Genomic DNA, 25,838 nt, shown 5'->3' with positions numbered 1-25,838 from the left:
TCCTATCCAGCGGGTTCGTATGGCACTGCTATGTTCGAGGTCGTCTTCAGCCAGTCCGGAACCGGCAAACCCTTAGAGGTCAGGAAGTCCGGATTGAAGAGCTTCGACTGATAGCGGTTACCATAGTCGCAAAGGATCGTCACGACCGTGTGTCCCGGCCCGAGGTCACGGGCAAGCCGCACGGCTCCGGCGATGTTGATGCCGGTCGAGCCGCCGACGCAGATACCTTCCTGTTCGATGAGATCGAACACGTAGGGTACCGCTTCAGCATCGGGAATCTGGTAGGCGAAGTCCGGCGTGAAGCCTTCGAGGTTGGCGGTGATTCGGCCCTGACCGATGCCTTCGGTGATCGAGCTGCCGCTCGACTTGAGCTCGCCATGGGCATAAAAATTGTAGAGTGCCGCCCCTTCCGGGTCGGCGATGCCGATCTTGATCGCCGCATTGCGGGCGCGCAGACCTTCCGCCACACCGGCAAGCGTGCCGCCGGAGCCGACGGCGCAGATGAAGCCGTCGACCTTGCCGTCGGTGTCCCGCCAGATTTCAGGCGCCGTCGTGTCGACATGCGCTTGCCGGTTGGCGACATTGTCGAACTGGTTCGCCCAGATGGCGCCGTTGGGCTCTGTTTCGGCGAGTTGGGCCGCCAACCGGCCGGAGATCTTCACGTAGTTGTTGGGATTCTTGTAAGGCACAGCCGGAACTTCGACCAGTTCGGCCCCAAGCAGGCGCAGCGCGTCCTTCTTTTCCTGGCTCTGGGTTTCGGGGATGACGATGACGGTGCGGTATCCGAGTGCGCTGCCCACAACGGCAAGGCCGATCCCCGTATTGCCGGCCGTACCTTCGACAATCACGCCGCCCGGTCGCAACTGCCCGGCCTTCTCGGCCTGGCGGATGATCCAGAGCGCCGCCCGGTCCTTCACGGACTGTCCGGGATTGAGGAACTCCGCTTTGCCGAGAATGTTGCAGCCGGTCGCTTCGGAAACGGCCTTTAGCCGGATCAGCGGCGTGTTGCCGATTGCTTCGAGCACGGACGGAAGAACAGGCATTTTGAAAACCTCGCGCTAGACGGAACGGGTGCCGGCATTAGCCAAGCACTAACCTCGGTCGACGGCAAGCCGATAAACATTTGGTTTCATGGGTAGGATTGCCGAAATATTGGCGTGTTTTCGGCTCACTCTGTCTTACAGGCAAGGAATAGCGTTTCGCAGCTTTCCTGTCCCGGGCAAAAAACGTCTCTGCCGTCAATCGACGGGCGGGAAGCGGAGATTGCGGGGCAGGCGCTTGCCGTCCGGAGAGGTATGGGACCGCCGCTTATGCGGTGGCCCCGGTGAGAACCCCCGTCGACGAGCGAGGAAAAGATGACAGCCGTATTCACCGCCCGCCCCGAACATGGATTGGCATGGGTCACCGGCGCGAGTTCCGGAATCGGTCGAGCCGTGGCGCTTCGATTGGCCGAGGAAGGCTATTCGGTGGTGGTCACGGCGCGAAGTCACGAGAAGTTGGTAGACCTTCAGCACGAAGCGGCCGGAGCAGGGCGGATGATCGTTCTCGATGGAGACGTCACCGATCCGAAGGACATGGAGCGGCTCTTGGCAAAAATCGAATACGAGCACGGGCAGGTGGCACTCGCCGTGCTCAACGCCGGCGTCGTCCTGCCGGTCCGTGGCGACGACCTGCAGCGAGACGCCTTCGACAGAAGCTTCGCGGTCAATCTCAACGGGGTCGTCAACTGCCTCGTTCCGCTTGTCGAACATATGAAGGCCAAGGGGCATGGACAAATCGCGATCATGTCGTCGGTGGCCGGCTATGGGGGGCTGCCGATGGGCGCCGCCTATGGTGCGAGCAAGGCGGCACTCATCAACATGGCGGAGAGCCTGAAATTCGATCTCGACCGGATCGGCATCCGCCTGCAGGTCATCTGTCCCGGCTTCGTGGATACGAAGGCCGTGCCGAAAGGCGGATTCCCGAGACCCGCGCTGGTGAGCACGGAAGAGGCGGCGGAGCGGATATGCGCGGGGCTGAAGTCTTCGCGTTTCGAGATCACCTTCCCGAAACGATTTACGTACTTGGTCAAACTGCTGCGGATCCTGCCCTATGGGCTTTATTTCGCGCTTCTCGATCGCTTGGTACCGGGGAGGGCAGCTGTCGCCGCGCCTCCGAAGAACAAGCGCTCAGGATCCGACGGACAGCCGTCAGGCGGTGTCAAGCATCAGCACCGCCCTCGACCCCTGCAATCTTGACCCGACATCCCATGCCCGGCCAAGGTCCGCGCCGTGAGATCGTGGTTGATCGAGCGGATGCCGGTTATCTGGCGCTTGCCACCTACCGGACGACGAAGGGGGACTTCTCCGATGCGCTGATCGCCCACGGCGGGCGCTTGGCAGGCTGCGCCGAAACGCTGACCTTCGACAAGCCGGCAGCCGATCATGCCGGAATGCGCCTCGTAAACCGATGATCAGCTGCTGGTGCCGGAGGCAGCCGTCGCTTCGGCCCTGAGGAAGAGGCGCTCAGGCTCAGAACAGCCGCGTCAGGCGGTGTGAAGCACCAGCACCGCGCCGAAAATCAGTGACAGTCCAAGCCAGCCGATCGGTTTCAGCCTCTGGCCGAAGAAAAGGCGGCCGCAGATGGCCGTACCGAAGATTCCGGTTGCGCCGAGAATGGCATAGGCGATCGCCAAGTCCATGTCCTTGATCGCTTCCGCCAGGAGCGCGAAGGCCGCAAGCACCAGGACGATCGAAAGGGCACCCCAGCCGCGGCGGGCAAAGCCGTTCGACTTCGTCGAGGCGAGATTCGCTGCCACATCGAGCACACCGGCGGCGACTGCGAATGCGAAGGAGAGACCCGACGCGCTCATGCGGCGGCTTCCGCCGCATCGCTCCTGCCGGCATTGAGGAGAAGTATCCCAGCCACGGCCATCGCAAGGCCCAGCATCTCGCGACCGGAAAGCGCATGGCCGAAAACGAACACAGAGACGAGCGTGATCACTGCGACGCCCGATCCTTCCCAGACGGCATAGGCGACGCCGACCGGAATGGTCTTCACCGCTCGCGCCAGGAAGACGTAGGAGAGCGCGATCGAGGCATACATGACGATATGCCCCCAATAGGTGCCGGAGCCGGATGCCGCCTTCATCACGGTCAGGCCGACGACCTCGGTCGCGATCGCAAGGACCAGGAAAAGCCATGCGATACGCATGAGGAAACCTACGAGAAAAATCAGCCCGAAAAAATGAAAGCTGGCTCGCCGGGCAGGATGAAACCGCGAATTACGAATTCTCGATTCCACTAGCCGTGTCAACGCCAAAGACGCCCGAAACCAGCACTCAGAGAGCGAGCTGTCGCTTTGGCGCGAGAACGAGGCATCGTTCGAACGCGAGATCTCACCGCCGTCGGCGTTCCTCGCTGCTATCCAAGCACGATGTGCCAGGAATGCTTGCTCGTGAAAGTCTGCTATGGCCTCTATCGCGCGACTGAACTCGAAGCGGCCGTATGCGATCTCGGCAGCGACCGTTGGGCCGGGAGGCGAATAGCGGACATTTGGCATCGCCGATGCAGCCTCATTTGTTTGTCACCTCTGGATAATTGCCGAGACCACCCTCTTCGGTGTCGGAACCGAAGCAGGTCATGCGTCCTTTGGACGTCAATCAAGGAGACATTCCATGAAAGCACTCAACGACAAGTCTTCCTCGGCCATTGTCGCGGTGAGCGACATCGATCGGGCGAGGCGTTTCTACAGTGATATACTGGGGCTTGAGCTCAACGACGAAGGCATGGAAGGCGTGCTGGTCTACAAGACGGGTGCGACGTATCTGGTCGTCTACAGTTCGGAATTTGCCGGCACCAACAAGGCCAATGCCGTGGTGTGGGACTGCGGACCAGACATCGACGCCATCGTTGCCGACTTGGGTTCCAAAGGTGTGACGTTCGAGCGCTATGAGATGGAGGGCGTGTCATACAAGGACGGGCTCCACGATGCGAACGGGTTCAAAATGGTCTGGTTCAAGGATCCCGACGGCAACATCCTCCATCTGAACAGCGCATGAGCTGCTTCACGACTTAAGGAAGGGACGATGAAGTAGCGCACTTTGCTGCGCCAGATATCCGGAGATTGGAACCGAGATGCAGGGCAATTCGGTCGCGGCCTGGATACGCCGGCTGACTTCATACTGAACCGTGAGATACAGAGATGGACAATTCGCGAGAGATGACATGACGCGCAAAGATTTCGACGTCAGTTCGGTCAGGCCAAGCGGAAGCGCGCCTGCTCAGGCAACGCTTTTTGATCCGGGTGCTGAAGGTCCCTGGCGCGGCTCTTTGCCGGGCGACGCACTCGGAGCACCGGTGACCGTGCTCGCCTACGGCACCAACCGCACTGGCGAAGGCCCACGCCTTCACGTGCATCCCTATGACGAGGTGTTTGTCGTGATCGAGGGTCGGGCCCGTTTTTTCGTTGGAGACACTGTTCTCGACGCGACTGCCGGTCAGGCTGTGTTTGGCCCGGCGGGCATCCCACACCGGTTCGAAAATCTCGGACCAGGGCGCTTACAGACCATAGACGTCCACCATTCGCCGCATTGGATCCAGACCGACCTCGACTAGACGGCCCCGCATAACACCTATCCGCCCTTCAGGAGGGGTGACTCTTCCAATGCCTCGATCATGTATTCAATGAAGGCTCGAACCCGATGCGGCAATGGTCCACCGCCAACGTAAATGGCGTGGATCAGTTCGAGATCACCTGGATTGCAGTCCTCGAGCAGAGGCACGAGCCTTCCGGCGGCGATGTCGGCGGCGACGTGAAACAGCCCGAGCCGTGCAACGCCGGCTCCGGCCAGCACCACCTGCTTCATCGTCTCACCGTTGTTGACGACCAGGCTTCCGGTGACCGCCTGGGCGATCTCCCGGCCGTCCCACCGGAAGGGCCATGAGGGCCGCTCGCGGCGAAAGTTGAAGGTCAGGCAGTCATGACGCTCAAGGTCGGCGGGCGTCTGGGGTTTTCCTTTGCGTTCCAGGTACGAAGGCGCGGCGCACACCACTCGTCTGCTCTGACCGAGCTTTCGCGCGATCAGGCCGCTGTCCGGCAGGTTGCCCATGCGAATGGCGACGTCGGTCTTTTCCGCGACGAGATCGACGATACCGTCTGCGAAGCTGAGATCAACGATCAAATCGGGGTTCCGCGCGATGAAGGCGGGCATCGCCGGCGCCACGAACATGGTGCCGAACGGAATGGTGGCGTTCACCCGAAGCCGGCCACGAACGGCGCCGCCCGACGCTTCCTGATCAGCATCGTTCAGAGCCTGCAAGATCTTGAGCGCGGCGTGATGATAAGCCTCGCCTTCTTCGGTCAGCGTTAGCGCGCGGGTCGTGCGCATCAGAAGGCGCGTGCCAAGTCTTGCCTCCAGACGCGCGATCAGCTTGCTGACTGCCGATGGCGTGATGTCGAGGCTGCGCGCGGCTGCCGAGAAGCCGCCCTCCTGCACCACCCGCGTAAACACCTCCATCTCGCCAGAGCGTTCCATCAAAATGCGCGGCACTGATGATCTCCATTCACAGGTGCATGTCCAGCGGCGGCAATAGTTCCTCGGGCTCTCAGATCATAGATTGCATTCGGACACAATCAGGAGCCACGTCATGGATTTGCAACTGACCGATAAAACCGCGCTCGTTACCGGCGCCACCGCTGGTATCGGGCTCGAAATCGCCCGCGCGCTCGCCCGCGAAGGCGCGAATGTGATCATCACCGGCCGCGACCGGCCGAAGCTCGACAAAGCCATCACCGACATCAAGACGTCGGGCGGGGAATCCGTTGCCGGCGTTCTCGCAGACGCTGCCACCACTGATGGCACAGCGACCATCGCCAAGGCCGCCCCGTCGGTCGACATCCTGGTCAATAATCTTGGCATTTACGAAAGCAAGGACTTCGGCGCCATCACCGATGCTGACTGGAGCCATCTCTTCGAGGTTAACGTGATGAGCGGCGTACGCCTGTCGCGCGCTTACCTGCCTGGCATGCTGGAGCAGAACTGGGGTCGGATCATCTTCATCTCAAGCGAGTCCGGCCTCGCCATCCCGCCCGACATGATTCATTACGCGACCACCAAGACCGCGCAACTCTCCGTCTCGCGCGGCTTGGCGCAATTGACGCGCGGCACCAACGTCACGGTGAACGCGGTGCTGCCGGGGCCGACCCGTTCGGAAGGCATCGAGACCTTCCTGCGCAGCCAGGCCACCGATCCTTCCGCTCCGATCAAAGAGATCGAGGCAGAATTCTTCGCCACTGCGCGCTCCGCTTCGATACTGCAGCGGATGGTGGAGGCAGAAGAAGTGGCAAACCTCGTCACCTATCTCGCCAGCCCGCGTTCGTCGGCCACCAACGGCGCAGCACTGCGCGCCGAGGGCGGCCTCGTCAATACGATTGCCTGAGAGAGCGTGTCCGATGTCGAATTCTCCGCTCACCGTCATTGCCATGACTACCGCCAAAGCCGGCAAGGAGACGGCCCTTGGGGCTGCCCAGGAAAAGCTCGTCGCCGAGACTCTCATGGAGGACGGCTGCCTGCGCTACGAACTGCACCAGTCCCTCGATGACGGCCGCATTCGCATCTTCGTCGAAAGCTGGGAGAGCGAAGCACAATGGCGTGCCCACATGGAAGGCGCTGCCATGCAGCGGTTTCTGGCCAGCGGCGTCGGCGACTATTTCGCCGATTTCTCGCTGCATCGGCTGGCGAAGATCGCCGGCTGACACAGCCGCAGCACACTCCTGACAACGCAATTTTCAAGCATCCGGAGACAGACGATGAAATACCTGCGTCGCCTCGCCATCACCCTTGCCCTCGGTTTCAGCGCCGCCAGCGCCCATGCAGCAAACGTGCTGGTCGTTCTTTCCGATTCAGACCATCTCGACCTGAAGGACGGCAAGGTCTTCCAGACCGGCTTTTACCTCAACGAACTGATGCAGCCGGTCGAGGCGCTGCTCGATGCCGGTCACGAGATCACCTTCGCCACCCCCAAGGGCACGGCGCCGTCCATCGACAAAACCTCTATCGACAAGATGTATTTCGGCGGAGACGAAGCTGCGATGAAGGCGAGCGAAGCGCAGCTTGAGGAAATCGGCTTGCTGTCTGACACTGCCTCGCCCGTAATCAGTCTCGCGCGGGTCGAGCAGATCGGCTACGACCATTTCGACGCGGTCTATGTCCCTGGCGGCCATGCCCCGATGCAGGATCTTCTTGTCAGCCCTGAGCTCGGCAAGTTGCTGACGCATTTCCATGAACAGGGCAAGACGACCGCGCTCGCCTGCCATGGGCCCATCGCGCTCATCTCGACCCTGCGGGACCCGAAGGCTTTCACCACACAGCTGGAAACCGAAGGCGCAGCGAAAGCAGACCGTGAATGGATCTATGCCGGCTACAACCTGACTGTGATCAGCAATGAGGAAGAGGAACTGGCAAAGGGATTGCTCGGCGGCGGCGCGATGAAGTTCTATCCGCAGGATGCTCTCACGCAAGCAGGTGCTCGCTATAGTCAGTCCGATGCGCCCTTCAGCGCGCATGTCGTCACCGATCGGGAACTGATCACGGGCCAAAATCCGGCCTCGGCCCCCGCCGTGGCGCAGGAACTCCTCGAGCGCTTGAAGTAAGAGGCGACATGTCCGGCCAGCACGAGGCCAGCCGGCGAGACCGCGCTCAGTTGCGGTGTTGATGCGGGGCTCATCGAATGCAAAAGCCCGGCGCAGCAGGAATGCCGCGCCGGACCTCGAGTTGAATTGAGCAAAGAGGACATCTGAAGCTGAGAACATCGAGGCACTGATTGAGCCGTGGACGTCCCTGATACGGATAGTGAAATGCTACCGGTCGACGGCGCGCCCCGGACAACGACATCACCCAGAGACGCGTCATAAGCCCGCCCTTGCCGAAGCGTGATCCGCTCCTATTCTTCATCTAAGTACATGGAGAAATAGAGTGGCAGATAATGACAAGGAGCCGGATCGTGACCGCGATGTCGTTTCCACTGAGGGGCATGGGGTCGCAAGTGATGAGAAAAATGCGGCCTATAGGAGAAGGATGGTGCAGGAGGCCCTCCGTGAAGGAAACCCTGCCGGAGTGAAAGCGAAGGACTATCTCAGCAATAGATGGTTGTCCGGCGGCTCGTGGTAGACCGTCGACGAGAGGAAAGCATGGCAGATAATCCGAAGAAGAAAGGCCGCGACCGTGAGCTGCTTTCCGAGCAGGAGCACGAGGTGGCCTACCTCATGAAAACGGCGAAGGTGACGCGGCAGAAGGCGTTGAAGGCGATCCGTGAAGCTGGGCCGAACCGCGAAAAAGTGATGGAATACCTCGGCAAGAAATAACGCTCAAAACAGCGTCGCCTGCTGGACCTCCTTTGTCTCCGGCTCAAAGGGAGGTCGCGTTCCGCCTTTCGTGGCGTTCGTCTCCTGATCCGCGCCTTCTCCCATGCCGCGTGATAGTTCGTGTGCAGCTCGGCACGCGGCGATAATATCGATAGATGCCGCTTGCGGCGTTTCTCATTGCGTAACGCGGAATAGCTTCGGACCCTATGAATTCCCCGTTTGCCGGCCTGTGTGGTCCGCAAAGCAGCCAAAATGTAACCGAAAAGCAAGCCAGCACCGAACCTTTTAGAGGCTTGGTGCATTTACATGATCGGTTAAGTACATGAAAATACTCAAAGAAAAAGCCCCGCACCGTGAGATGCAGGGCTTTGGAAACTGGCTCCCCGGGCCGGATTCGAACCGGCGACCTATCGATTAACAGTCGAGTGCTCTACCGCTGAGCTACCAGGGATCATCTGCGCCGCAGAAGTGAGGCTGCTAATACAAATGCTTTTCCGATTTGCCAAGCGGTTTTTCAAAAAAAATGTCGGTAGGCGGTTGCCGCCCTGTGGAGAAGGCACCAACTGTGGGGTCATTGGTACGGAAGAAGAGTGATGGCGAAGAAGCATTTTGGCATCGATCCCAGGACGCGTGAGATCGTGCTCGGCAAATGGCGGATGAGCCTGCCCAACTCGCCGGCATTGCGCGTGCTCATCGGCGTTCTGCTCGTCTTCGGCGGTCTGCTCGGTTTTCTGCCCATCCTGGGCTTCTGGATGGTTCCTCTGGGCCTGCTCGTGCTTTCGCACGATATTCCCTCGATGCGCCGACGGCGGCGCAAGCTGGCCGTATGGTGGGCCCGATGGCGCAGCAAGCCGAACTCGTCCGGCAGATCCTGAGAGGTGGGCCTCGCGAAGAGTTCCGCCAGCATCCGGATGCAGCGCATTTCAGTCGGCGGAATTGCGCGCCTTTCGACGTCGTTTGGGCAGGAGGGCGACAATGACGCAGGCGAGGACCAAAGCGACCGGCCAGAAATCGGTGGCCTGGTCCCAACTCCACCTCCACATTTCATAGCCCTCCAGGTGAGGCGGCGGCAGCTTTGCGCTGATCTCGAAATCACGTTTCTCGCGGCCGTGGAAGTGTCCGATGGCGAAGGCGAGGCCGATGATCAGCGCCAGCCTTCTCGGCGCAATCGCCATGAACAGGAGGGCGACGACTGCTGCAATACAGAAGCCCTCGACCACATGCCCGAGCCAGTCGAAGTGGCGCTGAATGTAGCCCCAAGGAATATCCATCATGTCGCGCTTCGAGTGCCGCCCTCCCGATGAGGCCGGCCGACGGACCGCTATATCACAACCGCCGATCACGAGACCACACGATCCTCCAGGTTTTTACGCCCTTCGCGGACGTCTTCGGGAGCGTGGGCGAGCTCGTCCTTCTTCCAGTATCCGGACGCTGAATGTGGTCGCAAAGTACAACTTGTAGTTAATCCAAAGTGGTCAATAGACAGGAACATCGCGTTCGGCAACATTGGAGCGCTTTCAGGAAAAGGGTGTAACGGTCTTCCGTAGGAAGTCCGTATTTTCATAGCGTTAGCTCGTCACTCCGACGGGGCCCGACGAAGTCGGCGCCTCGAAGGCCGTCCGGGTTTCCCAAGACGAGCATCGCCTGCTTTACAGCACTGTGGAGAGAAAAATGGCGCATCTGATCGGTGGCATCGCCCCTTGGCTCGGGCTGGACAACCACATCTTCGGAACGAACGATCCGGACATTATCTTCGGAGACCCGTTCACGACCGGCAATAGCCTGGGAGTCTCCGAAATCGGCGGCTTCCTGTCTTCGGGGCAGGGTGGCCGCGACAGCCTTGACGGCCTTGGGGGCAACGACACGCTCTTCGGCGATGCTTGGACGATCTCCGATCAGGGGCGTGGTGGCGACGACCAGCTCGACGGCGGCGCCGGCGACGACACGCTGTATGGCGATGCCTTCCAGATCGATGCGATTGATTCCGCTATCGTCGCCGGAGGGAATGATCGTCTCTCGGGCGGCAAAGGCAACGATACACTCTATGGCGATGGCTACAATTGCCTCAGAGGACGTGGTGGAGACGACTGGCTCGACGGCGGCGCCGGAGACGATAGTCTCTCGGGCGACGCTTTCTCCCTGGGCGATTTTTTCGTTGGCGGGAACGATCGACTCCAGGGCGGAGAGGGCCATGACAAGCTCTACGGCGATGGCCTCGACCAGGGCGTCGTGGAATCCGGGATCGGCGGCAACGACCACCTCTATGGCGGTTCGGGCAATGACTTTCTCGTTGGAGACATTCTTTTCTCACGTGGCGGCAGTGGCGGCGACGACCTGCTCGACGGAGGCAAAGGCAATGATGTCCTGTATGGCGATGCAGAGGTCGGCGTGGACACCGCGGGTGGGAACGACCTCTTGATCGGCGGCACCGGTAACGATCAGCTCTGGGGCGATGGTCGACTGACCGCAGCCTTCGCGGTCGAGACCGGTGCCGATCAGTTCCTGTTTTCACGAAACAGTGGTCGGGATGAGATCTTCGACTTCGAATTGGACAAGGACGTCATCCAAATCGCTGGCTATGGCTACGACGACTTCGCTGATTTTTTGCCCAACATCGGCAACGATGCTGACGGGAACGCTGTCCTGCAGTTGAATGGTACCGTCGATCAGGTCACTCTGATCGGCATCCACGCCGCCGACCTCAGCGCTGCCAACTTCGTCTTTGCGGGCGCGGAGTTCGCCTTCGTCTGACGCAGGTAAGATTTGTCGGTAACAAAGCTGAATGGGGTGGTTTTTTGGAGGCCTCGCCCGGAATTGAACCGGGGTACAAGGATTTGCAGGCTTGCATCCAATGTTGAAATTATTGCAGAAATGGTTGGCGTGTCGCAGTCATCCTCGACCGGGCACTCGGGGTAGACCCACTGCATCCAGTGTGCCTTCAGCCAAGCGGTAGAAATGGGCCTTGTCTCGTGAGACGAGTGCCTCCAGCGGCAGATGAAGGAACGTATGTCCCGCGCTGTAACCCGTTGCCACCATCATCCCGAGAGGGCGTGCTGCCTCGGCGGTTTCCACTGACATAAAGTCTACGAGCTCTTCGTAGGGACGAGAGCCCTTCCCGCGGAAGATTGCGCCGCGCCAGATTTCAGGCTCATTGAGGTCCACCACTTTTTGCATTGATTCCGCCTCCTGTACGCAATCGCAGGTAGCACGCAGCAAGGATTGACGATAATGAAAATTCACAGACCTTGCGCCGATCGCGGGCACGCGAGCTTACGTCCGCACCGCGCGCACCGGCATCCAGCTCTATGCCGGCCATGAGGTCGGCAAGCCGGCAATTTATGTCGTGAAGGTGTACGGGGCCTTCAATTCAGGGCCGATCTGTCCTGAAAAGTGATGACGATTTCCGTAAGTTCAAAGTCAATGCAAGCAAAGGTGTCAGGAGCGTCGCTCGCGCCCAATTTCAAGAATGCATTGAGCTGAGCACGATCCAAGAACGGAGACGACGAGGCAATGGGTAGCAGAGACAGTATTTCGCCGTCGACGCTCTTTGCAAACGCTTGTGGATCTCCATCAAGGATGTGGACACCGGAAATTTCGACAATGCCGGTCGCGTAGTCGTCGGTCCCAGGCGGCGGGAGCGGTCCGGGCATGCCGAGGTCGTGGCATAGCTCTGTCCGGAAGGTGATTTTCCCAGTCTCAAATCCGAAGTCGAGAAATGATGCGTCGTGAAGCCGTAGCGCTCGTTGAACATTGCTAGCTTCATTTGTTCCCCCGTCTGACCCGTTTTGGGCGCTACCGAGATCGCCGTCGCGCGCTCGGCAGGTAGCCCTTGCATTAATCCGCCTCCTGGACGCCTCGCGGGTAGCACGCAGCAAGGATTGACCACAATGAAATTCACAGACCTTGCACCGATCGCGGGCACGCGGCCGCCTTCCATTCCCCAAGGTCGAGGGCGATTTACCGCATAGCTCGCCTCTTCAGGCGAGCTATCGTTACAGTTGTCTCAATCGTGATTGCAATTTGCGAAGCCGTCGCTTAGGCCTTGATTCATGCATTTCGAGCACAGAGGAAAACCAGCTTTGGCGTGGAAACTGTTCGCGTGCCTTAACGTGCTCTTTGGTCTTGCCGAGCTAGGGCTTTTGATGGGCGGCTTTGGTGAGCTCACAATGTGGAGAGTCGTGAACGATATCTTCTCTGTCTTAGCAACTAGTGTAATCGTGCTCTATGCTTTCGGACCAGTATGTTTCTCACAGGGCCTTCGCAGGGGCGTCGCAGTTGCACTTACTTTGCACGTCATCGCTGAATTTGCAGACGCGCTTTGGACGATTTACGTGTCCTACACATCTGTCGATGCAGACCTTACGCCAATTGGCGCGTGGATACTTTTGGCCTTCTTGTGTATCATCAATTACTTCACCATGCTTGCCACTTGGAGATACAGCATAGGTCAGGCAGGAGGAAGTGGTTCTTTGCCGGCTCAGATCGCGGTGCCGATCGCGCGGCGTTCAAGGCCACACTGATCATGAGCGCCAAGCTCACCGACATCGATCCGCAGGCCTGGCTTGCCAACACTCTGGCTCGTATCGCCGACGCCCGGATCATCAGGCTCGAGGACCTGCTCCCGTGGAATTGGCACCAACGAAGTCTCTAAAGATCAGTGCCTAACCTGCGCCCCCTGATCTCATTCGTGAATTTTCCCCACCGCCGCACTTTCGAGAAGAAGGCAATGCAATGAGGGTCATAGCAATCACTTCCATGCTCGTCGGAACGAGCGATTACCCTCTCGTTCCTGGATCCAAGTTGGAAAAATTGGGGAAGTTCTTAGGAGTTCCAGACCGCTGGGATTTCGGTATCGAAGACGAATTCACGTGCCAGTTGGGATATGCCGATTTTGAGTTTTCTTTGCGAACACGTAGCAATTGTGTCGAAGTTGAGAGGGTGTGGCTCGAACTGTGGAATGCACATCATAGTGAGCCGCAACCGAAAAGGTCTGCTATACGTCTAGTCGAGGGGATTGAGGTCGACCTCGGCGGCTTCCAACCGGGCATCTCGTTATCATCTGCTAAAGCACTGTTAGCCTCGTTGCGGATTTTCTACGAGGAATTCAGTCAAGCCGATGGCAGCGAGATAGTCAGCAAAATCGTTCTCGAGACGAAGTCCGAATTATACTTTTTCCAGGGCGATTATGAGCCCCGGCTCATGGAGATACACTTTTTCGCTGGCGACGAATAACCCGCTGTTACGCGTGGCCCTCGCCGGATGCATACAGCAAACGCTACGAGGTTCTCCCTGTGAACGAAGTTCCGAAAATTAAATTGTTCTTTGAATGGGGTGGTGGAGTTCTTTGGTGCGCCAATGACGCTGCTCATCAACGCTTTGACGTAGGGCCTATTGAGGACAAGCTGTCTTTGCCGAATGAAATCCGAGAGCGATTGCACGGCATGGCAGTGTGGCATGATACAGCACTGGATTGGAACAATCCTCCGGGATCTAGCCCATGGTCAAAAGCAGAAGATCTCAGATTTGCCGAAGCAGTTTACCAGCTTGTTGAGGAGATCAGACGGGAACTTGGGCCCGGCTATGAAGTCATCAGCGAACATTGCCCCGTCTATTGAATTCAATTGGGATGTCGGCACTCCCTCTGCGGCAATTCGTCAGATGCGGAACTCGTCGAGAATTACATGCATGGCGCGGATCGCAATGTTTACGGTAAGCATCCGGTGAAGGCCGCAGCTAGAGACCTTCAAGAATTTTCGGCATGATTTGCGAATGACTAGCTTGCCTCAGGGTCCGAAATGCCGACAGCAGATCTGAGTGGATGGCCTTTGGATAAGGTCTCGAAGGCGACGGCGTAGCGTTTCCTCAAGCCTGGGGCGCGAAGATTATTTTCCAAGACGGAGAGTGCGTCGGCGCGGTTCCCATGGGAGACCATCTGCGCTGCGGCCAAAAACAGGTACCAATGCCGTTGCTTGAGCATTCGCTCATCGCCCCGTTCGTAAATCTTGATCAAGTCATGTGGAGTTCGGATCTCATCAAGAAGTGGGGCTGGCCATCGTTCAATAAAGGCAACAATCTCACGAATACGCGCCTTCATTTGATCGCTGCCGCTTGCAAACCATCTAACGTGTTGCTCCTTTGGTGCAGTGAACTCAATTGGCTGGCTCACGATGATTTCTGGCGCATCCGCCAAAAGAGATTTGTTGCCCGCCACCAGTTCTAGCGTCGCCTTGGTTACAGATCTCATGCCAAGCCGCATGGCCGGGTGAAGGTGCATTTCTTCGTCCGGCTGATACGTGGGGAAGCAATCCGCTGCGAAAACGATGTCCTGCTCGGCTTCCTCCAGGATTCGCATGTAGGTAAACGAACCCTCTCGTCGTTCGAAGCCCAAGAGCGCCAGTCTTTCATCGCCGACGGAGTTTAGCGCCGCAAGCAGGTCAGCTTTAATCTCTTTTTGGGTCCGCACCGTGTTTCCCTTTAACTTCCAATCACCGTCTCACAGGGCCGCAGGTCAGGCAGCTTGATCTCTTCGTCTTGACCGGCGTTAGCCTCCAACTCCTCGAGCTGCAACTCCATCTGTTCGAGAAGCCTGGCCTTGCGCTCCGAGCGGCTGCCATGGATGTCGCGCTTCAGCTTCTCGATCTCGAGCCGGAGCCGGGCAATCAGTGCCTCCGAGTGCGAGTTCACCGCCTGGGCCCGAGCGGCAACGGGTTCCGCCTCACCTCGTGCCGCGCGTTCTGCGAGGATCATCGCGTGCGCACTGGTGAGGTCGTCGGCAAGCTGATCGGCCGCATCGATCATGACGGCATGGAATCATATTCGCTCCCGCCGTGCCAGCGGTTTGCTCATCCCGCCGACGTCGACGCCAGGTTTTTTGCGGCATTCGCCAGTCGCCAGTCGATGCATTCGATCAGATAGCCGAGCTGCGCCGGCGTGATCACGGCCGTGCCATCGGCCGGGCGGTTTCCAAACGAAATCCGACCAAGCGCAAGGCAAAGAAAAATGACCCGCCGGTCTTGTAGAACGATGTTGCACGGATTTGCCGAGTGTGCCGGGAAGCCGTTGAAAATCAAGGGAATCCAGTTGCAACGAGATGCGACATCCGCATTCGCACAACACGAAGCTCTCTGCCACTTATCGCTTTGATATCATTGTGGAAAATTTTGGAGGCCTCGCCCGGAATTGAACCGGGGTACAAGGATTTGCAGTCCTCTGCGTCACCACTCCGCCACGAGGCCTCTACGATTTGCGATTTTTCAAATCGTGGCGCGGATTTAGAATGATTGCCCGCAATCCGCAAGAGGGTACATTTGGAATAGGGTCTTTTTTATTCTGTATAATATGGCTTCGGTTCTGTGGAGGCGTGGCCATAGCGCCCCAAGGCGCAATGCCCCCACTTCTAACGCGTTGAAATTGCGTACTTCCGTGAGAAACGCCTGCACACCTCGTCGGGAGCCTAGTGGTACCGCCGGATGAGGCCGACAAGCCTGCCTTGGATCTTGACCCGATCCGGACCGAATATCCGTGTCTCGTAAGCCGGATTGGCGGCTTCGAGCGCAATAGAGGCGCCCTTGCGACGGAAACGCTTCAGAGTTGCTTCCTCGTCGTCGATCAGGGCGACGACGATATCCCCGGGGGTGGCAGTGCTTCCGTTCCGGATGATCACCGTATCGCCATCGAGGATGCCGGCCTCGATCATCGAATCACCCTTGATCTCGAGAGCGTAGTGCTCGCCGCTGCCGATCATTTCGACCGGTACGGAAATATCGTGCATGTTGTTCTGGATTGCGGAAATCGGCACGCCGGCGGCAATGCGTCCCATGACCGGGACAGCGACCGACGCGATCTCGGCCAGGGGCGCCGGTTTCGGTGCAGGGGGCGGGGCCGCAGGCTTGCCCAGACTGCCTTCGATCACGCTCGGCGAAAAGCCGCGGCGGACCTGCGAAACACCGGCATAGGCCTCCGGCAGCTTGATGACTTCGAGGGCTCGAGCGCGATTCGGTAGCCGGCGAATGAACCCGCGCTCTTCGAGTGCGGTGATCAGACGGTGGATGCCCGATTTGGAGGCAAGGTCGAGGGCATCTTTCATCTCGTCGAAGGACGGCGGAACCCCGGATTCCTTCATTCGTTCATGAATGAACAGAAGCAATTCCTGTTGCTTGCGGGTCAGCATGGCGTCACTCCAGAATCGCGAAACAAATCAAGAACAGAACCTATATGTTCCATATGTGTTCCGCAAGTGCCTAAAATTCCGTGAATACCGCTTGCTGCTGAATGCCTGTCCGCTTCCGATCCGGCGTGTCGTTGGCGATCGCTCGGAATGTCGGGGCAGGGGCGTACGCTCACTTACAGCGGCCGGCCCAGTCGCTCACCTATGCCATGCTAATAGGCAAGCCGCAGTCCGCCCGGCGTAAGAACGTCGAATTCAGGCTCGGGATAGGGCCCGTACCACTGGGTATAGGTCGTGTTGGTCGAGCCTGTGCTGGCGCACCCCGAAAGGGCGAAGAGGGAAAAAATTACGGCTGCCACCAAAGATTTAACAGGCATGTTTTTCTCCACTCGCGGGAGTTGCCCAGACCTCGAACGGGTCAGACTAAAACTTTCTCTCAAATCAGCTTTTTTGGCAAGCGCAGGCGAGCCGCGGCATCGACCGAGCTCTGGCAGCCTGACGTCCGGCATCGGTGGAAGTTACCTCAGGTAAGACCTGTCACCTAGGTGTCCGGGCTGGACAAGAGGGGAATGGTGGAGTCGAAGGGAGTCGAACCCTCGACCTCCGCAGTGCGATTGCGGCGCTCTCCCAACTGAGCTACGACCCCACTGGTCACTCGTTGTATAAGATTTTTCGGCCCCGCGCGCCAGTGCATTCCGTCTGCCGGCTTCACCCTTGCCGCCCGGTAGGGCACGCTGCAATTCATCCACCCGAATATCGCCCCTTCGCGATGGAGTCCCAAAGCAGCTTCTTCCGCTCCGGCAGGTGACGCAAAGCGTCGGAAGGGCAGGGCAGCCATGAGCCTTGCGGGTGGGGAAGACGGCCATCAGTGACGAGAAGTCGGGAATTCCGGCGTGCCCGGATCAATTCTGAAATGGCGGAAGAGGTGGGATTCGAACCCACGGTACGCTTTCACGCACGCCGGTTTTCAAGACCGGTGCCTTAAACCGCTCGGCCACTCTTCCAGGTGATTGCGGAGCTTCGTGAAATTCGTTTCCGAGTTCTCGATGGACCGGCGATCGCCACCGGGTTTGCTGCCCATTCACCAACGGCTGGCTTTTTAGCAGCTTTGATCACAGCGTCAACTTGCTCCGGAGCATTTGCTTGCATTCGAGGCGTGCCGCGCCGCATGCGCCCATGGCACGGTTGTGGGCCATCGTCACGGGCGCCGTCCGCTGTCCGGCGCTGCAGGCGGACTTTCGTCGCCTGCCCGAGCGACGTAGGCCGCGACGTCCCGGCTTCTGCCGTCCAGGAGCGCCGCTCCGGCAAGCAGATAAACGGCAATCGCCAACATCGACAGGAGCATTATGCCTAAGGGGAGGCCGGTTGCCGCCCGTCGCTCCGGCGGCCCATAATCGTATCTGTCGTCCATTGCGATATCCTCTCGGACGTTGGGCCGGAGCACGGGCAGCACGCCAACCGGGGACGGAGCCTCAGAGTTGCACCGACGGGAAGCTTCGGCCAGCTCTGAGGCCGCCGCACCCCGCGGCCGACGAGCCGCGTGGGTACTTATTGCGATATGTGTCGGCAGGGAAACCCGGCAACGGGTTTCGGACCTTTGGCGCGCTCTATCGGACTATGGTCCAGCGGCTCATTTACGTTTCGTAAACCATAGCGAGCGTTTTTTAGCGTCCGTTCGTCCTCCGGTTCGCAATTTTGCCTTGTTGTTGTCATGATTGTTCGGCTGTTCCGTTTCGGGACGGCGAAATTCTCGCGGGGGAACTACTGCACGATTGCGACGATCGTTGCGCGTTCGGTCGGATGCGTGAGCGCTGCAGGAGCGGATTTCGGGTGCGGCTTTGCGAATGATCTTGTGGGACAGATGACATCCAATAACGGTGCGGCATATCTTGTGAGGGGGCTCCGTCTCGCAGCGGTTCCGTTGCTTTGCGCGGTGCTTGCGGCCTGCGGATCGACGACGTCGAGCGTCAAGAAGACCAAGTCGCGGAGCAAGGAATACTTCGCCGAGTCCGTCTATGGCGTCAAAGCCAGCCCCAGAGTCGCTACCGGAAACAACATTCCCAAGGGCGGTGGCCGCTACCAGGTAGGCAAACCCTATCAGGTCAAAGGCAAGTGGTATCAGCCGAAGGAGGATTTCGGCTACAACAAGAGCGGGATGGCCTCCTGGTACGGGTCTGCCTTCCATGGCCGGCTGACGGCCAATGGCGAGGTCTATGACAAGCATCACCTTTCGGCCGCTCACCCGACGTTTCCGCTGCCGAGCTATGCGCGCGTGACCAACCTGGAGAACGGCACGTCCGTCATCGTCCGTGTCAATGATCGCGGCCCCTATGAATACGGCCGGATCATCGACGTCTCTTCGAAGACCGCCGACCTGCTGGACATCAAGCGCAAGGGCAGCGCCAATGTTCGCGTTCAATATGTCGGTCGTGCGCCGCTCGAAGGCAATGACATGCCCTACCTCATGGCCTCGTACGTCAGGAAAGGCGACCGTGGCCCGAGCGTGATGCCGGAAGGGCAGATCGCCTCAGGCGTTATGGTGGCTTCCAACGAGCCGCTGCGCGACATGGTTCCGAATCTCCGCGCCGTTCCGGTTCCGAACAGATCGACGCTCGATGCCGGCGTGCCGGTGAACGCGCTCGCAAAGCCGGCGCAGGCCTCGGCGGCACCAAGCGCCTTCGACGAATTCGTCGTTCTGCCGCAGATCGGCCCCATGCCGACGTCGCGCCCGCAATTGATCCCGCTGCCGGATGGCAGCATAGCCTATGCTGCGGCCTATGTCGAAGTTCGCGTCAGCGACAAGCCGTCGCCCTTCGAGGCGATCATGGTCGATCGCAATCCGCTGACCCCCGATTCCATTCTCGCCTATGCGAAGCGCCAGTACCGAAACGCCGACTCGCGCTGACGCCGGTTGAAGAGGGCTTTTCGCGCTGATATGCCCATGCAGAACCGGAGTTTCTCATGCGCATGAAGTGGCTTGCGGTCGTAGGGTTCCTCGCGGCCATCGTTTCGGGGCAAGCGGTCGCGCAGACGCCCGCCTTCGACACCAAAGCGAAGCAGATATATCTCGTCGATGCCGAGACGGGCACAGTGCTCTTTTCACGCGACGAGGATGCACCCGTCCCGCCTGCCTCGCTCGCCAAACTCATGGCGATGGAGGTGGTTTTCGAAGCCCTGGATAAGGGCGACCTGACGTCCGAGACGAGTTTCGAGGTTTCTGAACATGCGTGGCGTACAGGCGGGGCCCCCTCCGGCACTGCAACGATGTTCGCCGCGATCAAATCCAGGATCCGCGTTGCGGATCTCATCCAGGGCGCAACGGTGCAACTCGCCAACGATGCGTGCATTGTCCTGGCTGAGGGAATTGCTGGCAGCGAGGCTGCTTTTGCCGAACTGATGACCAAGCGGGCCCGCGAGCTGGGGCTGCCGGTCGCCACATTCAGGAATGCCACGGGGCTGCCGCATCCGGAAAACAAGATCACGATGCGCGAACTCGTCGCCCTTACGCGGCACCTGTACGAGGCGCACCCGAATTACTACCGGCTCTATTCGCAGCCGGAATTCGAGTGGAACAAGATCCTTCAGCGCAACAAGAACCCTCTGATCGCCGCGAATGTCGGCGTCGATGGATTGGCGACCGGCTTTGCGGAGGGTTTCGGCTTCTCGCTCGCCGTCTCGATGCAACGGGGCGACCGCCGGGTCTTTCTCGCGATGGGGGGCCTCGAGAGCGAAAAGGAGAGAATCGACGAGAGCCGCAGGGTCCTGGATTGGGCGATGACCGCTTTCGAGAAACGGCGCATTTTCGCAGATGGTGAAACCATCGGAGAGGCGAGCGTCTACGGCGGTGCGGATTCCCGGGTGGCGCTCGTGGCGGGCGGCCCGGTCGACGTTCTGCTGCCGGTAAAAAATCCCGAACGGCTGACGGCACGCATCGTCTACAAATGGCCGCTCAACGCACCCGTCGCTGCCGGTCAGCAGGTCGGCGTCGTCAAGCTCTGGAACGGGGACAAGCTGCTGCGGGAAGTTCCCGTGAAGACGGCGAGGGCGGTCGAGTCCGGAACGCTCACGAGCCGGGCGCTCGACGCGCTGCAGGAACTGCTGTTCTTCTGGCTGTGACAAATGCGCTTTGCGACGGTTCCTTCCGCGGGACCGATCGGCTAAACAGAGACGATAATGCACGCCGATCCGGGAATTGAAGTGTCGCTGACCAAGGGTTTGTTCATAACATTCGAGGGGGGAGAGGGGGCCGGCAAGTCGACCCAGATGCGCCTTCTTGCGCAAGCGCTGAGCGCGCGCGGCTACCGCGTGCTCACCACGCGCGAGCCGGGAGGCTCCGCGGGTGCCGAAGCCGTTCGCCACGTCCTTCTTTCGGGCGCGGCGGAGTCCTTCGGAGTCCGGATGGAGGCGATCCTCTTTGCGGCCGCCCGCAGCGACCACGTCGAGGAGGTGATCCGGCCGGCGCTCCAGCAAGGAACGATGGTCCTTTGCGATCGGTTCATGGATTCCTCGCGCGTCTATCAGGGCGTGACCGGCAATCTGGAACCGGCCTTCGTCGAGACCATGGAACGCGTTGCGGTGAACGGTGTCATTCCCGACTGCACCATCATTTTCGATCTTCCCGCCTCGGTCGGGCTGGAGCGCGCCCGCCGCCGCGCCGCAAACGACCGTCCCGACCGATTTGAAAAGGAACAGTTGGCGACGCATGAAAAGCGGCGCGAAGCCTTTCTCGATATTGCCGCGGCCGATCCGGAACGATGCCGCGTCGTCGATGCCAACCGTCCGCCGACCGCGATCGCTGCCGAAGTATTGAGTCTGGTCGAGGCGCTATTGCCGCTTGAGGGCAAACCGCACCCCTCGAATGCGGAAGCGACGTCATGACCCCGGAACAGCCAGGTGTGCTGGAGGGCGCGCTTGCTCCCGTGATGAACAGCAAGCTCTTCGGTCATCAGGAGGCGGAAGCCTTTCTCGCGCAGAGCTACCGGTCCGGAAAGGGTCATCACGCGATCCTGATCGAAGGGCAAGAGGGGATAGGCAAGGCCACACTCGCCTTCCGCTTCGCCAATCATGTCCTGAGCCATCCGGATCCGGCAGACGCCCCCGAAAGGCTTGCCGACCCTGATCCCGCCTCTATCGTCACGAGACAGCTCGGTTCGGGCGCATCGCACAATCTCCTGCATCTCGCGCGCCCAGTGGACGAAAAGACGGGCAGGACGAAGGGCGCGATCACGGTCGACGAGGTTCGCCGCGCCGGCAAGTTCTTCGGCCAGACGTCGGGCACCGGAAACTGGCGCATCGTCATCATCGATCCGGCCGACGATCTCAACCGCAACGCCGCCAATGCCATTTTGAAGATGTTGGAGGAGCCGCCGCGCCGTTCGCTGTTTCTGGTGCTCACCCATGCGCCGGGAAAACTCCTGCCGACCATCCGCTCGCGTTGCCTGCCTTTGCGGCTGAAGCCTCTGGACACGGAAGCCCTGCGCCAGGCGCTTGCGCATCTCGGGCTCGATCTCGCGGGCCTGAATGCAGAGCGCGTCCTCGCCGCCGCAAACGGCAGCGTTTCTGAGGCGCTGAAGCTCGTCAACTATGGCGGGCTGGATATAGCCGAGGCTTTCGAAGACATTCTGGCCGGGCAGGGCCCGGCTGTCCGCAAGAACATGCACAAGCTGGCCGACGTGCTTTCGGGCAAGGACAGCGAAACGATCTTCGATTTCTTTTCGTCGCTGCTGTCGGGGCGCATCATGCGGATGGCACGCGAGGCGGCGATCGCCGGCGACGTCGGCGCGGCCGAACGGTTCGCCAGGCTGTCCAGCACTGTCGGCGAACGCCTGACGCTGAGCGCGGCCTATAACCTCGACCGCAAGCAGACGGTCCTTTCCCTCCTCGATGATCTCAAGGAAGCTCTATAGGTCGGGAGCGAAGACGGTTCACGGCCACAGTCAGGCCGCTCCGGCCTAAATTCAACGTGATCTACCGGTTTCCTACCCGAATGCGATGCGGTAATAGCACCCCATAGTTTCTGTCCCGAGGATATCGAAGCCCGCTATGAGAGATACGTCCCCGTTCTACATCACCACCGCGATTTCCTATCCGAACGGCAAGCCGCATATCGGTCATGCCTATGAGCTGATCGCGACGGATGCCATGGCACGCTTTCAGCGGCTTGACGGGCGCGAGGTCTTCTTCCTGACCGGGACGGACGAGCATGGACAGAAAATGCAGCAGACGGCGAAGAGGGAAGGGATTTCTCCGCAGGAGCTGGCCGCCCGCAATTCGGCCGAGTTCCAGAATATGGCGCGGCTGCTCAACGCCTCCAACGACGATTTCATCCGCACGACCGAACAGCGCCACCACGAGGCCTCGCAGGCGATCTGGGTCCGCATGGGCGAGGCGGGCGACCTTTACAAGGATTCCTATGCCGGGTGGTATTCCGTTCGAGACGAGGCCTATTACCAGGAAAACGAAACGGAACTGCGCGGCGACGGCGTACGATACGGACCGCAGGGAACGCCTGTGGAATGGGTGGAGGAAGAGAGCTACTTCTTCCGGCTGTCCGCCTACCAGGACAAGCTCCTCAAACACTACGAGGAAAATCCAGACTTCATCGGTCCGGCGGAACGGCGCAACGAGGTCATTTCCTTCGTCAAGTCGGGCCTGAAGGACCTCTCCGTCTCGCGCACCACATTCGACTGGGGAATCAAAGTTCCGAACGATCCCGCTCATGTCATGTATGTGTGGGTCGACGCGCTGACCAACTACGTCACCGCCACCGGCTATCTGACAGATCCGACAGGTCCGCGCGCGAAGTTCTGGCCCGCAAACATCCACGTCATCGGCAAGGACATCATCCGTTTCCACGCCGTCTATTGGCCGGCATTCCTGATGTCGGCCGGTCTTCCGCTTCCCAAGCGCGTCTTCGCTCACGGATTCCTGCTCAACAAGGGCGAGAAGATGTCGAAGTCGCTCGGCAATGTGGTCGATCCGTTCAATCTGGTCGAGCATTTCGGCCTCGATCAGATCCGCTATTTCTTCCTCCGCGAAGTCTCGTTCGGCCAGGACGGCAGCTACAGCGAGGAGGGGATAGCGACCCGCATCAATTCCGACCTCGCCAACGGTATCGGCAATCTCGCCAGCCGTTCCCTGTCGATGATCGTCAAGAATTGTGACGGCCAGATTCCGCTCTGTGGGCCGCTGACCGACGAAGACAAGGCGATGCTCGCCGCCGCCGACTCGCTGATCGAAACCGCACGCGAGGAAATGGGCAAGCAGCTCATTCATCGCGCACTTGCGGCGATCATCGCCGTCGTTTCCGAGACCGACCGCTACTTCGCAGGCCAGGAGCCCTGGGCGCTGAAGAAGACCGATCCGAGCCGCATGGCAACCGTGCTTTACGTCACGGCGGAGGTCGTTCGCCAGGTCGCGATCCTTCTGCAGCCATTCATGCCGGAATCGGCGGGAAAACTCCTGGATCTCGTCGCCCTACCGGCCGACCGTCGCGATTTCGCCCATCTCGGCGAAGCCGGGCGCCTCGTGTCGGGAACGCCGCTCGAAGCACCCAAGCCGGTCTTCCCGCGCTACGTCGCGCCGGAAGCCTGAACGAGACGAAAGCATGCTGATCGACACCCATTGCCACCTCGATTTTCCAGATTTTGAGGCCGAACGCGACGCAATCATCGAGCGCGCGCGCGAGGCCGGCGTGGCGCAGATGGTGACGATTTCGACCCGGGTGAAACGTTTCGACACGATCCTCGCCATCGCCGAGAAATATCCGAACGTCTTCTGTTCCGTCGGCACGCATCCGCATAATGCCGATGAGGAACTGGACGTGACGGCCGACGATCTCGTTCGGCTCTCCGCCCATCCCAAGGTCGTCGCGATCGGCGAGGCGGGGCTGGATTATTTTTACGACAACGCGCCGCGCGACGCGCAGGCGGAGGGATTGAGGCGGCATATCGCGGCAGCGCGAACAACCGGACTGCCGCTCGTCATCCATAGCAGGTCGGCCGACGACGATATGGCTGCCATTCTAACAGAGGAATCGGGGAAGGGCGCCTTCCCCTTCCTTCTCCATTGCTTCTCGTCCGGCCCGGACCTTGCCCGGATCGGCGTCGAGCTCGGCGGCTATGTGTCTTTTTCGGGGATCCTGACATTCCCGAAATCCGAGGAACTGAGGGACATAGCCAGGACAGTCCCGCGCGATCGGATGATCGTCGAGACGGACGCGCCCTATTTGGCACCGAAGCCCTTCCGCGGCAAGCGCAACGAACCGGCCTACGTGGCGCACACGGCCGAGGTGCTGGCGCAAGCCATTGGCGTCTCCAGCGAGGAGATTGCCGAAATCACCACTGAAAACGCCTTCAGGATCTTCTCGAAGATGCCGAGGCTTTGAAATGGCGTTTCGGCGGGTCTTCACCATTCTGGGCTGCGGCTCGTCGCCGGGCGTGCCGCGCATCACCGGTGATTGGGGCGCCTGCGATCCGTCGAACCCCCGCAACCGTCGCATGCGAGCGGCCTTGCTCGTAGAACAGTTTGCGCCGGACGGCGGCAAGACGACCGTGGTGATCGACACCGGCCCGGATTTCCGCGCCCAGATGATCGCGGCGAATGTACGCCACATCGATGCCGTGCTCTACACCCATGCCCATGCGGACCATCTGCACGGGATCGACGATCTGCGCGGTTTCGTCATCGAGAATCGCAGGCGCGTGCCGATCTGGGCCGATGCGTTCACGATGGCCCGTATTCGCGACGGCTTCCGCTACTGTCTGGAGTCGCCGCCGGGCAGCGGCTATCCGCCGATCGTCGAGCCATACGTTATTCCCGACGACCTGCCGCCGTTGACCATCCATGGCGCCGGCGGGCCGATCCCGTTCGAGCCGCTGATGCAGTTTCACGGCAACGTCCATTCGCTCGGCTTCCGCATCGGCGGTTTTGCCTATTGCAGCGACGTCAGCGACTTTCCGGTGGAAACGGTCGGGAAGCTCGGCGGGCTCGATCTGCTCGTCATCGACACGCTGCAGTACAAATTTCACCCGAGTCACTTGTCCCTGGTGCAGTCGCTCGTGTGGATCAACCGGCTACGGCCGAAACGCGCCGTGCTCACGCATATGCATGTGCCGATGGATTACGAGACCGTGTGCGCCGAGACGCCGGATCACGTCGAGCCGGCTTACGACATGATGCGCATGGAATTCGATATCGACCAGCCGTCGGCGGAAGACGCATAAAGTCCCATATCAGAGATTTTATCTAACTCACTGATCTGAAGCGACTTACGCCTTTCTTAGATAACGGCGTCTTGTTCCATAATCTATCTTATGCGACGTATGCA

31 protein-coding genes, 4 tRNA genes and 3 pseudogenes are annotated in these 25,838 nt (G+C 59.9%); 21 read left to right on the top strand and 17 right to left on the bottom strand.

Annotation, left to right across the window (positions count from 1 at the left end; all coding sequences use genetic code 11):
* Positions 1-2 precede the first annotated feature (2 nt).
* On the bottom strand, positions 3-1,043 hold the full coding sequence (locus tag AC6CIG_RS24960; protein WP_026168589.1) for a cysteine synthase A: 1,041 nt from the start codon (positions 1,041-1,043) through the stop codon (positions 3-5).
* Between the two features lie 312 nt (positions 1,044-1,355).
* Here AC6CIG_RS24960 and AC6CIG_RS24955 point away from each other — a divergent pair, with 312 nt between their 5' ends.
* Complete coding sequence (locus tag AC6CIG_RS24955; protein ID WP_437407717.1) at positions 1,356-2,237, top strand: SDR family NAD(P)-dependent oxidoreductase; 882 nt, start codon at positions 1,356-1,358, stop codon at positions 2,235-2,237.
* A gap of 32 nt (positions 2,238-2,269) precedes the next feature.
* Positions 2,270-2,452, top strand: a pseudogene (locus AC6CIG_RS24950) (VapC toxin family PIN domain ribonuclease); the annotation flags it as partial.
* A 72-nt stretch (positions 2,453-2,524) separates the two neighbouring features.
* Here AC6CIG_RS24950 and AC6CIG_RS24945 read toward each other — a convergent pair.
* Together AC6CIG_RS24945 and AC6CIG_RS24940 are read right to left on the bottom strand one after the other, a co-directional pair.
* Positions 2,525-2,851 (bottom strand): SMR family transporter, encoded by a 327-nt coding sequence (locus AC6CIG_RS24945; RefSeq protein WP_100674260.1) that lies wholly within the window; start codon positions 2,849-2,851, stop codon positions 2,525-2,527.
* Positions 2,848-3,192: an SMR family transporter gene (locus tag AC6CIG_RS24940; RefSeq protein ID WP_100674320.1), complete on the bottom strand. Its 345-nt coding sequence runs from the start codon at positions 3,190-3,192 to the stop codon at positions 2,848-2,850. The genes AC6CIG_RS24945 and AC6CIG_RS24940 overlap by 4 nt, the downstream gene beginning before the upstream one ends.
* 463 nt (positions 3,193-3,655) lie before the next feature.
* Between AC6CIG_RS24940 and AC6CIG_RS24935 the strand changes: the two genes are divergently transcribed.
* The gene (locus AC6CIG_RS24935; protein ID WP_102761322.1) at positions 3,656-4,039 is read left to right on the top strand and encodes a VOC family protein; all 384 of its coding nucleotides are present in this window, start codon (positions 3,656-3,658) and stop codon (positions 4,037-4,039) included.
* A 166-nt stretch (positions 4,040-4,205) separates the two neighbouring features.
* Positions 4,206-4,595, top strand: a complete 390-nt coding sequence (locus AC6CIG_RS24930) for a cupin domain-containing protein (RefSeq protein WP_018094927.1) — start codon at positions 4,206-4,208, stop codon at positions 4,593-4,595.
* 17 nt (positions 4,596-4,612) lie between these two features.
* On the opposite strand, the gene AC6CIG_RS24925 is transcribed toward AC6CIG_RS24930, so the two are convergent.
* Positions 4,613-5,530, bottom strand: coding sequence for a LysR family transcriptional regulator (locus AC6CIG_RS24925; protein WP_127709890.1), 918 nt, complete (start codon positions 5,528-5,530; stop codon positions 4,613-4,615).
* A 97-nt stretch (positions 5,531-5,627) separates the two neighbouring features.
* On the opposite strand from AC6CIG_RS24925, the gene AC6CIG_RS24920 reads away from it, so the two are divergent.
* The 4 genes from AC6CIG_RS24920 (at position 5,628) to AC6CIG_RS24905 (ending at position 8,343) form a co-directional block, all read left to right on the top strand.
* Entirely contained in the window at positions 5,628-6,419 is a 792-nt protein-coding gene (locus AC6CIG_RS24920) for an SDR family NAD(P)-dependent oxidoreductase (protein WP_018094925.1), read from the top strand.
* Positions 6,420-6,432: 13 nt separating this feature from the next.
* Positions 6,433-6,735, top strand: a complete 303-nt coding sequence (locus AC6CIG_RS24915; RefSeq protein WP_127709886.1) for a putative quinol monooxygenase — start codon at positions 6,433-6,435, stop codon at positions 6,733-6,735.
* Between the two features lie 54 nt (positions 6,736-6,789).
* The gene (locus AC6CIG_RS24910; protein WP_018094923.1) at positions 6,790-7,632 is read left to right on the top strand and encodes a type 1 glutamine amidotransferase domain-containing protein; all 843 of its coding nucleotides are present in this window, start codon (positions 6,790-6,792) and stop codon (positions 7,630-7,632) included.
* A 537-nt stretch (positions 7,633-8,169) separates the two neighbouring features.
* Positions 8,170-8,343, top strand: a complete 174-nt coding sequence (locus AC6CIG_RS24905) for a DUF3606 domain-containing protein (protein WP_437407719.1) — start codon at positions 8,170-8,172, stop codon at positions 8,341-8,343.
* A 376-nt stretch (positions 8,344-8,719) separates the two neighbouring features.
* Here the strand turns inward: AC6CIG_RS24905 and AC6CIG_RS24900 are convergent.
* Positions 8,720-8,794: transfer RNA gene (locus tag AC6CIG_RS24900), tRNA-Asn, on the bottom strand.
* Positions 8,795-8,936: 142 nt separating this feature from the next.
* Between AC6CIG_RS24900 and AC6CIG_RS24895 the strand changes: the two genes are divergently transcribed.
* Positions 8,937-9,218: a membrane protein gene (locus AC6CIG_RS24895; protein WP_018094919.1), complete on the top strand. Its 282-nt coding sequence runs from the start codon at positions 8,937-8,939 to the stop codon at positions 9,216-9,218.
* A gap of 48 nt (positions 9,219-9,266) precedes the next feature.
* Here AC6CIG_RS24895 and AC6CIG_RS24890 read toward each other — a convergent pair whose 3' ends face one another.
* Positions 9,267-9,614, bottom strand: a complete 348-nt coding sequence (locus tag AC6CIG_RS24890) for a hypothetical protein (RefSeq protein ID WP_437407819.1) — start codon at positions 9,612-9,614, stop codon at positions 9,267-9,269.
* A 400-nt stretch (positions 9,615-10,014) separates the two neighbouring features.
* Here AC6CIG_RS24890 and AC6CIG_RS24885 point away from each other — a divergent pair, with 400 nt between their 5' ends.
* Positions 10,015-11,094 (top strand): calcium-binding protein, encoded by a 1,080-nt coding sequence (locus AC6CIG_RS24885; RefSeq protein WP_437407720.1) that lies wholly within the window; start codon positions 10,015-10,017, stop codon positions 11,092-11,094.
* A 138-nt stretch (positions 11,095-11,232) separates the two neighbouring features.
* Here the strand turns inward: AC6CIG_RS24885 and AC6CIG_RS24880 are convergent, their stop codons facing one another.
* Positions 11,233-11,517, bottom strand: coding sequence for a hypothetical protein (locus tag AC6CIG_RS24880; protein ID WP_498324059.1), 285 nt, complete (start codon positions 11,515-11,517; stop codon positions 11,233-11,235).
* Between the two features lie 188 nt (positions 11,518-11,705).
* Positions 11,706-11,993 carry a hypothetical protein gene (locus AC6CIG_RS24875; RefSeq protein WP_437407722.1) on the bottom strand — a complete coding sequence of 96 codons (288 nt, stop codon included), beginning with the start codon at positions 11,991-11,993 and terminating at the stop codon, positions 11,706-11,708.
* Positions 11,994-12,422: 429 nt separating this feature from the next.
* Between AC6CIG_RS24875 and AC6CIG_RS24870 the strand changes: the two genes are divergently transcribed.
* The 4 genes and pseudogenes from AC6CIG_RS24870 to AC6CIG_RS24855 all read left to right on the top strand — a co-directional run bounded on the left by AC6CIG_RS24870 (position 12,423) and on the right by AC6CIG_RS24855 (position 13,958).
* Positions 12,423-12,863, top strand: a complete 441-nt coding sequence (locus AC6CIG_RS24870; RefSeq protein ID WP_437407723.1) for a hypothetical protein — start codon at positions 12,423-12,425, stop codon at positions 12,861-12,863.
* Positions 12,794-12,994: pseudogene (locus AC6CIG_RS24865) on the top strand (transposase domain-containing protein); the annotation flags it as partial. The gene AC6CIG_RS24870 and the pseudogene AC6CIG_RS24865, both read left to right, overlap by 70 nt.
* A gap of 80 nt (positions 12,995-13,074) precedes the next feature.
* Positions 13,075-13,575 (top strand): hypothetical protein, encoded by a 501-nt coding sequence (locus AC6CIG_RS24860; RefSeq protein ID WP_437407724.1) that lies wholly within the window; start codon positions 13,075-13,077, stop codon positions 13,573-13,575.
* A 59-nt stretch (positions 13,576-13,634) separates the two neighbouring features.
* Positions 13,635-13,958: an immunity protein CdiI family protein gene (locus AC6CIG_RS24855; protein WP_437407725.1), complete on the top strand. Its 324-nt coding sequence runs from the start codon at positions 13,635-13,637 to the stop codon at positions 13,956-13,958.
* Between the two features lie 158 nt (positions 13,959-14,116).
* On the opposite strand, the gene AC6CIG_RS24850 is transcribed toward AC6CIG_RS24855, so the two are convergent.
* The 9 genes and pseudogenes from AC6CIG_RS24850 to AC6CIG_RS24810 all read right to left on the bottom strand — a co-directional run bounded on the left by AC6CIG_RS24850 (position 14,117) and on the right by AC6CIG_RS24810 (position 17,921).
* Positions 14,117-14,806, bottom strand: a complete 690-nt coding sequence (locus AC6CIG_RS24850; RefSeq protein ID WP_437407726.1) for a hypothetical protein — start codon at positions 14,804-14,806, stop codon at positions 14,117-14,119.
* Positions 14,807-14,868: 62 nt separating this feature from the next.
* A pseudogene (locus AC6CIG_RS24845) lies at positions 14,869-15,090 on the bottom strand (IS66 family transposase); the annotation flags it as partial.
* A gap of 95 nt (positions 15,091-15,185) precedes the next feature.
* Complete coding sequence (locus AC6CIG_RS24840) at positions 15,186-15,413, bottom strand: hypothetical protein (RefSeq protein WP_437407727.1); 228 nt, start codon at positions 15,411-15,413, stop codon at positions 15,186-15,188.
* Positions 15,414-15,504: 91 nt separating this feature from the next.
* A tRNA-Cys gene (locus tag AC6CIG_RS24835) sits at positions 15,505-15,578 on the bottom strand.
* A 218-nt stretch (positions 15,579-15,796) separates the two neighbouring features.
* On the bottom strand, positions 15,797-16,513 hold the full coding sequence (lexA, locus tag AC6CIG_RS24830; RefSeq protein WP_437407728.1) for a transcriptional repressor LexA: 717 nt from the start codon (positions 16,511-16,513) through the stop codon (positions 15,797-15,799).
* A 209-nt stretch (positions 16,514-16,722) separates the two neighbouring features.
* Positions 16,723-16,887, bottom strand: a complete 165-nt coding sequence (locus AC6CIG_RS24825; RefSeq protein WP_013844460.1) for a hypothetical protein — start codon at positions 16,885-16,887, stop codon at positions 16,723-16,725.
* Between the two features lie 193 nt (positions 16,888-17,080).
* Positions 17,081-17,156 (bottom strand) — tRNA-Ala (locus tag AC6CIG_RS24820).
* Between the two features lie 268 nt (positions 17,157-17,424).
* Positions 17,425-17,514: transfer RNA gene (locus AC6CIG_RS24815), tRNA-Ser, on the bottom strand.
* 194 nt (positions 17,515-17,708) lie between these two features.
* Positions 17,709-17,921: a hypothetical protein gene (locus AC6CIG_RS24810; RefSeq protein WP_127709870.1), complete on the bottom strand. Its 213-nt coding sequence runs from the start codon at positions 17,919-17,921 to the stop codon at positions 17,709-17,711.
* A 450-nt stretch (positions 17,922-18,371) separates the two neighbouring features.
* Between AC6CIG_RS24810 and AC6CIG_RS24805 the strand changes: the two genes are divergently transcribed.
* The 7 genes from AC6CIG_RS24805 (at position 18,372) to AC6CIG_RS24775 (ending at position 25,734) form a co-directional block, all read left to right on the top strand.
* Positions 18,372-19,415 (top strand): septal ring lytic transglycosylase RlpA family protein, encoded by a 1,044-nt coding sequence (locus AC6CIG_RS24805; protein ID WP_437407729.1) that lies wholly within the window; start codon positions 18,372-18,374, stop codon positions 19,413-19,415.
* Positions 19,416-19,471: 56 nt separating this feature from the next.
* Positions 19,472-20,626 (top strand): D-alanyl-D-alanine carboxypeptidase family protein, encoded by a 1,155-nt coding sequence (locus AC6CIG_RS24800; RefSeq protein WP_127709868.1) that lies wholly within the window; start codon positions 19,472-19,474, stop codon positions 20,624-20,626.
* A 57-nt stretch (positions 20,627-20,683) separates the two neighbouring features.
* A complete protein-coding gene (gene tmk / locus AC6CIG_RS24795) occupies positions 20,684-21,388 on the top strand; it encodes a dTMP kinase (RefSeq protein ID WP_437407730.1) in 705 nt (234 codons plus the stop codon).
* Positions 21,385-22,416 carry a DNA polymerase III subunit delta' gene (locus tag AC6CIG_RS24790; protein WP_437407731.1) on the top strand — a complete coding sequence of 344 codons (1,032 nt, stop codon included), beginning with the start codon at positions 21,385-21,387 and terminating at the stop codon, positions 22,414-22,416. The genes tmk and AC6CIG_RS24790 overlap by 4 nt, the downstream gene beginning before the upstream one ends.
* A 136-nt stretch (positions 22,417-22,552) precedes the next feature.
* Positions 22,553-24,103: a methionine--tRNA ligase gene (gene metG / locus AC6CIG_RS24785; protein ID WP_379941021.1), complete on the top strand. Its 1,551-nt coding sequence runs from the start codon at positions 22,553-22,555 to the stop codon at positions 24,101-24,103.
* A gap of 13 nt (positions 24,104-24,116) precedes the next feature.
* Complete coding sequence (locus AC6CIG_RS24780; RefSeq protein WP_018094908.1) at positions 24,117-24,896, top strand: TatD family hydrolase; 780 nt, start codon at positions 24,117-24,119, stop codon at positions 24,894-24,896.
* A gap of 1 nt (position 24,897) precedes the next feature.
* The gene (locus tag AC6CIG_RS24775; protein ID WP_437407732.1) at positions 24,898-25,734 is read left to right on the top strand and encodes an MBL fold metallo-hydrolase; all 837 of its coding nucleotides are present in this window, start codon (positions 24,898-24,900) and stop codon (positions 25,732-25,734) included.
* Positions 25,735-25,838 lie beyond the last annotated feature (104 nt).

This window comes from Sinorhizobium sp. GQ132 (genome assembly GCF_059758575.1).
Note: the sequence above shows the minus strand (reverse complement) of the source record. Positions and strands in the feature narration are given on the sequence as shown.

Coding starts and splice junctions, on each gene's coding strand:
- AC6CIG_RS24955 (WP_437407717.1), top strand. CDS start 1,356: ATGACAGCCGTATTCACCGCCCGCCCCGAACATGGATTGGCATGGGTC.
- AC6CIG_RS24930 (WP_018094927.1), top strand. CDS start 4,206: ATGACGCGCAAAGATTTCGACGTCAGTTCGGTCAGGCCAAGCGGAAGC.
- AC6CIG_RS24775 (WP_437407732.1), top strand. CDS start 24,898: ATGGCGTTTCGGCGGGTCTTCACCATTCTGGGCTGCGGCTCGTCGCCG.
- AC6CIG_RS24940 (WP_100674320.1), bottom strand. CDS start 3,192: ATGCGTATCGCATGGCTTTTCCTGGTCCTTGCGATCGCGACCGAGGTC.
- AC6CIG_RS24920 (WP_018094925.1), top strand. CDS start 5,628: ATGGATTTGCAACTGACCGATAAAACCGCGCTCGTTACCGGCGCCACC.
- lexA (WP_437407728.1), bottom strand. CDS start 16,513: ATGCTGACCCGCAAGCAACAGGAATTGCTTCTGTTCATTCATGAACGA.
- AC6CIG_RS24880 (WP_498324059.1), bottom strand. CDS start 11,517: ATGCAAAAAGTGGTGGACCTCAATGAGCCTGAAATCTGGCGCGGCGCA.
- AC6CIG_RS24790 (WP_437407731.1), top strand. CDS start 21,385: ATGACCCCGGAACAGCCAGGTGTGCTGGAGGGCGCGCTTGCTCCCGTG.
- AC6CIG_RS24810 (WP_127709870.1), bottom strand. CDS start 17,921: ATGGACGACAGATACGATTATGGGCCGCCGGAGCGACGGGCGGCAACC.
- AC6CIG_RS24885 (WP_437407720.1), top strand. CDS start 10,015: ATGGCGCATCTGATCGGTGGCATCGCCCCTTGGCTCGGGCTGGACAAC.
- AC6CIG_RS24875 (WP_437407722.1), bottom strand. CDS start 11,993: ATGCCCGGACCGCTCCCGCCGCCTGGGACCGACGACTACGCGACCGGC.
- tmk (WP_437407730.1), top strand. CDS start 20,684: ATGCACGCCGATCCGGGAATTGAAGTGTCGCTGACCAAGGGTTTGTTC.
- AC6CIG_RS24945 (WP_100674260.1), bottom strand. CDS start 2,851: ATGAGCGCGTCGGGTCTCTCCTTCGCATTCGCAGTCGCCGCCGGTGTG.
- AC6CIG_RS24780 (WP_018094908.1), top strand. CDS start 24,117: ATGCTGATCGACACCCATTGCCACCTCGATTTTCCAGATTTTGAGGCC.
- AC6CIG_RS24860 (WP_437407724.1), top strand. CDS start 13,075: ATGAGGGTCATAGCAATCACTTCCATGCTCGTCGGAACGAGCGATTAC.
- metG (WP_379941021.1), top strand. CDS start 22,553: ATGAGAGATACGTCCCCGTTCTACATCACCACCGCGATTTCCTATCCG.
- AC6CIG_RS24905 (WP_437407719.1), top strand. CDS start 8,170: ATGGCAGATAATCCGAAGAAGAAAGGCCGCGACCGTGAGCTGCTTTCC.
- AC6CIG_RS24825 (WP_013844460.1), bottom strand. CDS start 16,887: ATGCCTGTTAAATCTTTGGTGGCAGCCGTAATTTTTTCCCTCTTCGCC.
- AC6CIG_RS24800 (WP_127709868.1), top strand. CDS start 19,472: ATGCGCATGAAGTGGCTTGCGGTCGTAGGGTTCCTCGCGGCCATCGTT.
- AC6CIG_RS24935 (WP_102761322.1), top strand. CDS start 3,656: ATGAAAGCACTCAACGACAAGTCTTCCTCGGCCATTGTCGCGGTGAGC.
- AC6CIG_RS24805 (WP_437407729.1), top strand. CDS start 18,372: ATGACATCCAATAACGGTGCGGCATATCTTGTGAGGGGGCTCCGTCTC.
- AC6CIG_RS24910 (WP_018094923.1), top strand. CDS start 6,790: ATGAAATACCTGCGTCGCCTCGCCATCACCCTTGCCCTCGGTTTCAGC.
- AC6CIG_RS24960 (WP_026168589.1), bottom strand. CDS start 1,043: ATGCCTGTTCTTCCGTCCGTGCTCGAAGCAATCGGCAACACGCCGCTG.
- AC6CIG_RS24895 (WP_018094919.1), top strand. CDS start 8,937: ATGGCGAAGAAGCATTTTGGCATCGATCCCAGGACGCGTGAGATCGTG.
- AC6CIG_RS24915 (WP_127709886.1), top strand. CDS start 6,433: ATGTCGAATTCTCCGCTCACCGTCATTGCCATGACTACCGCCAAAGCC.
- AC6CIG_RS24890 (WP_437407819.1), bottom strand. CDS start 9,614: ATGGATATTCCTTGGGGCTACATTCAGCGCCACTTCGACTGGCTCGGG.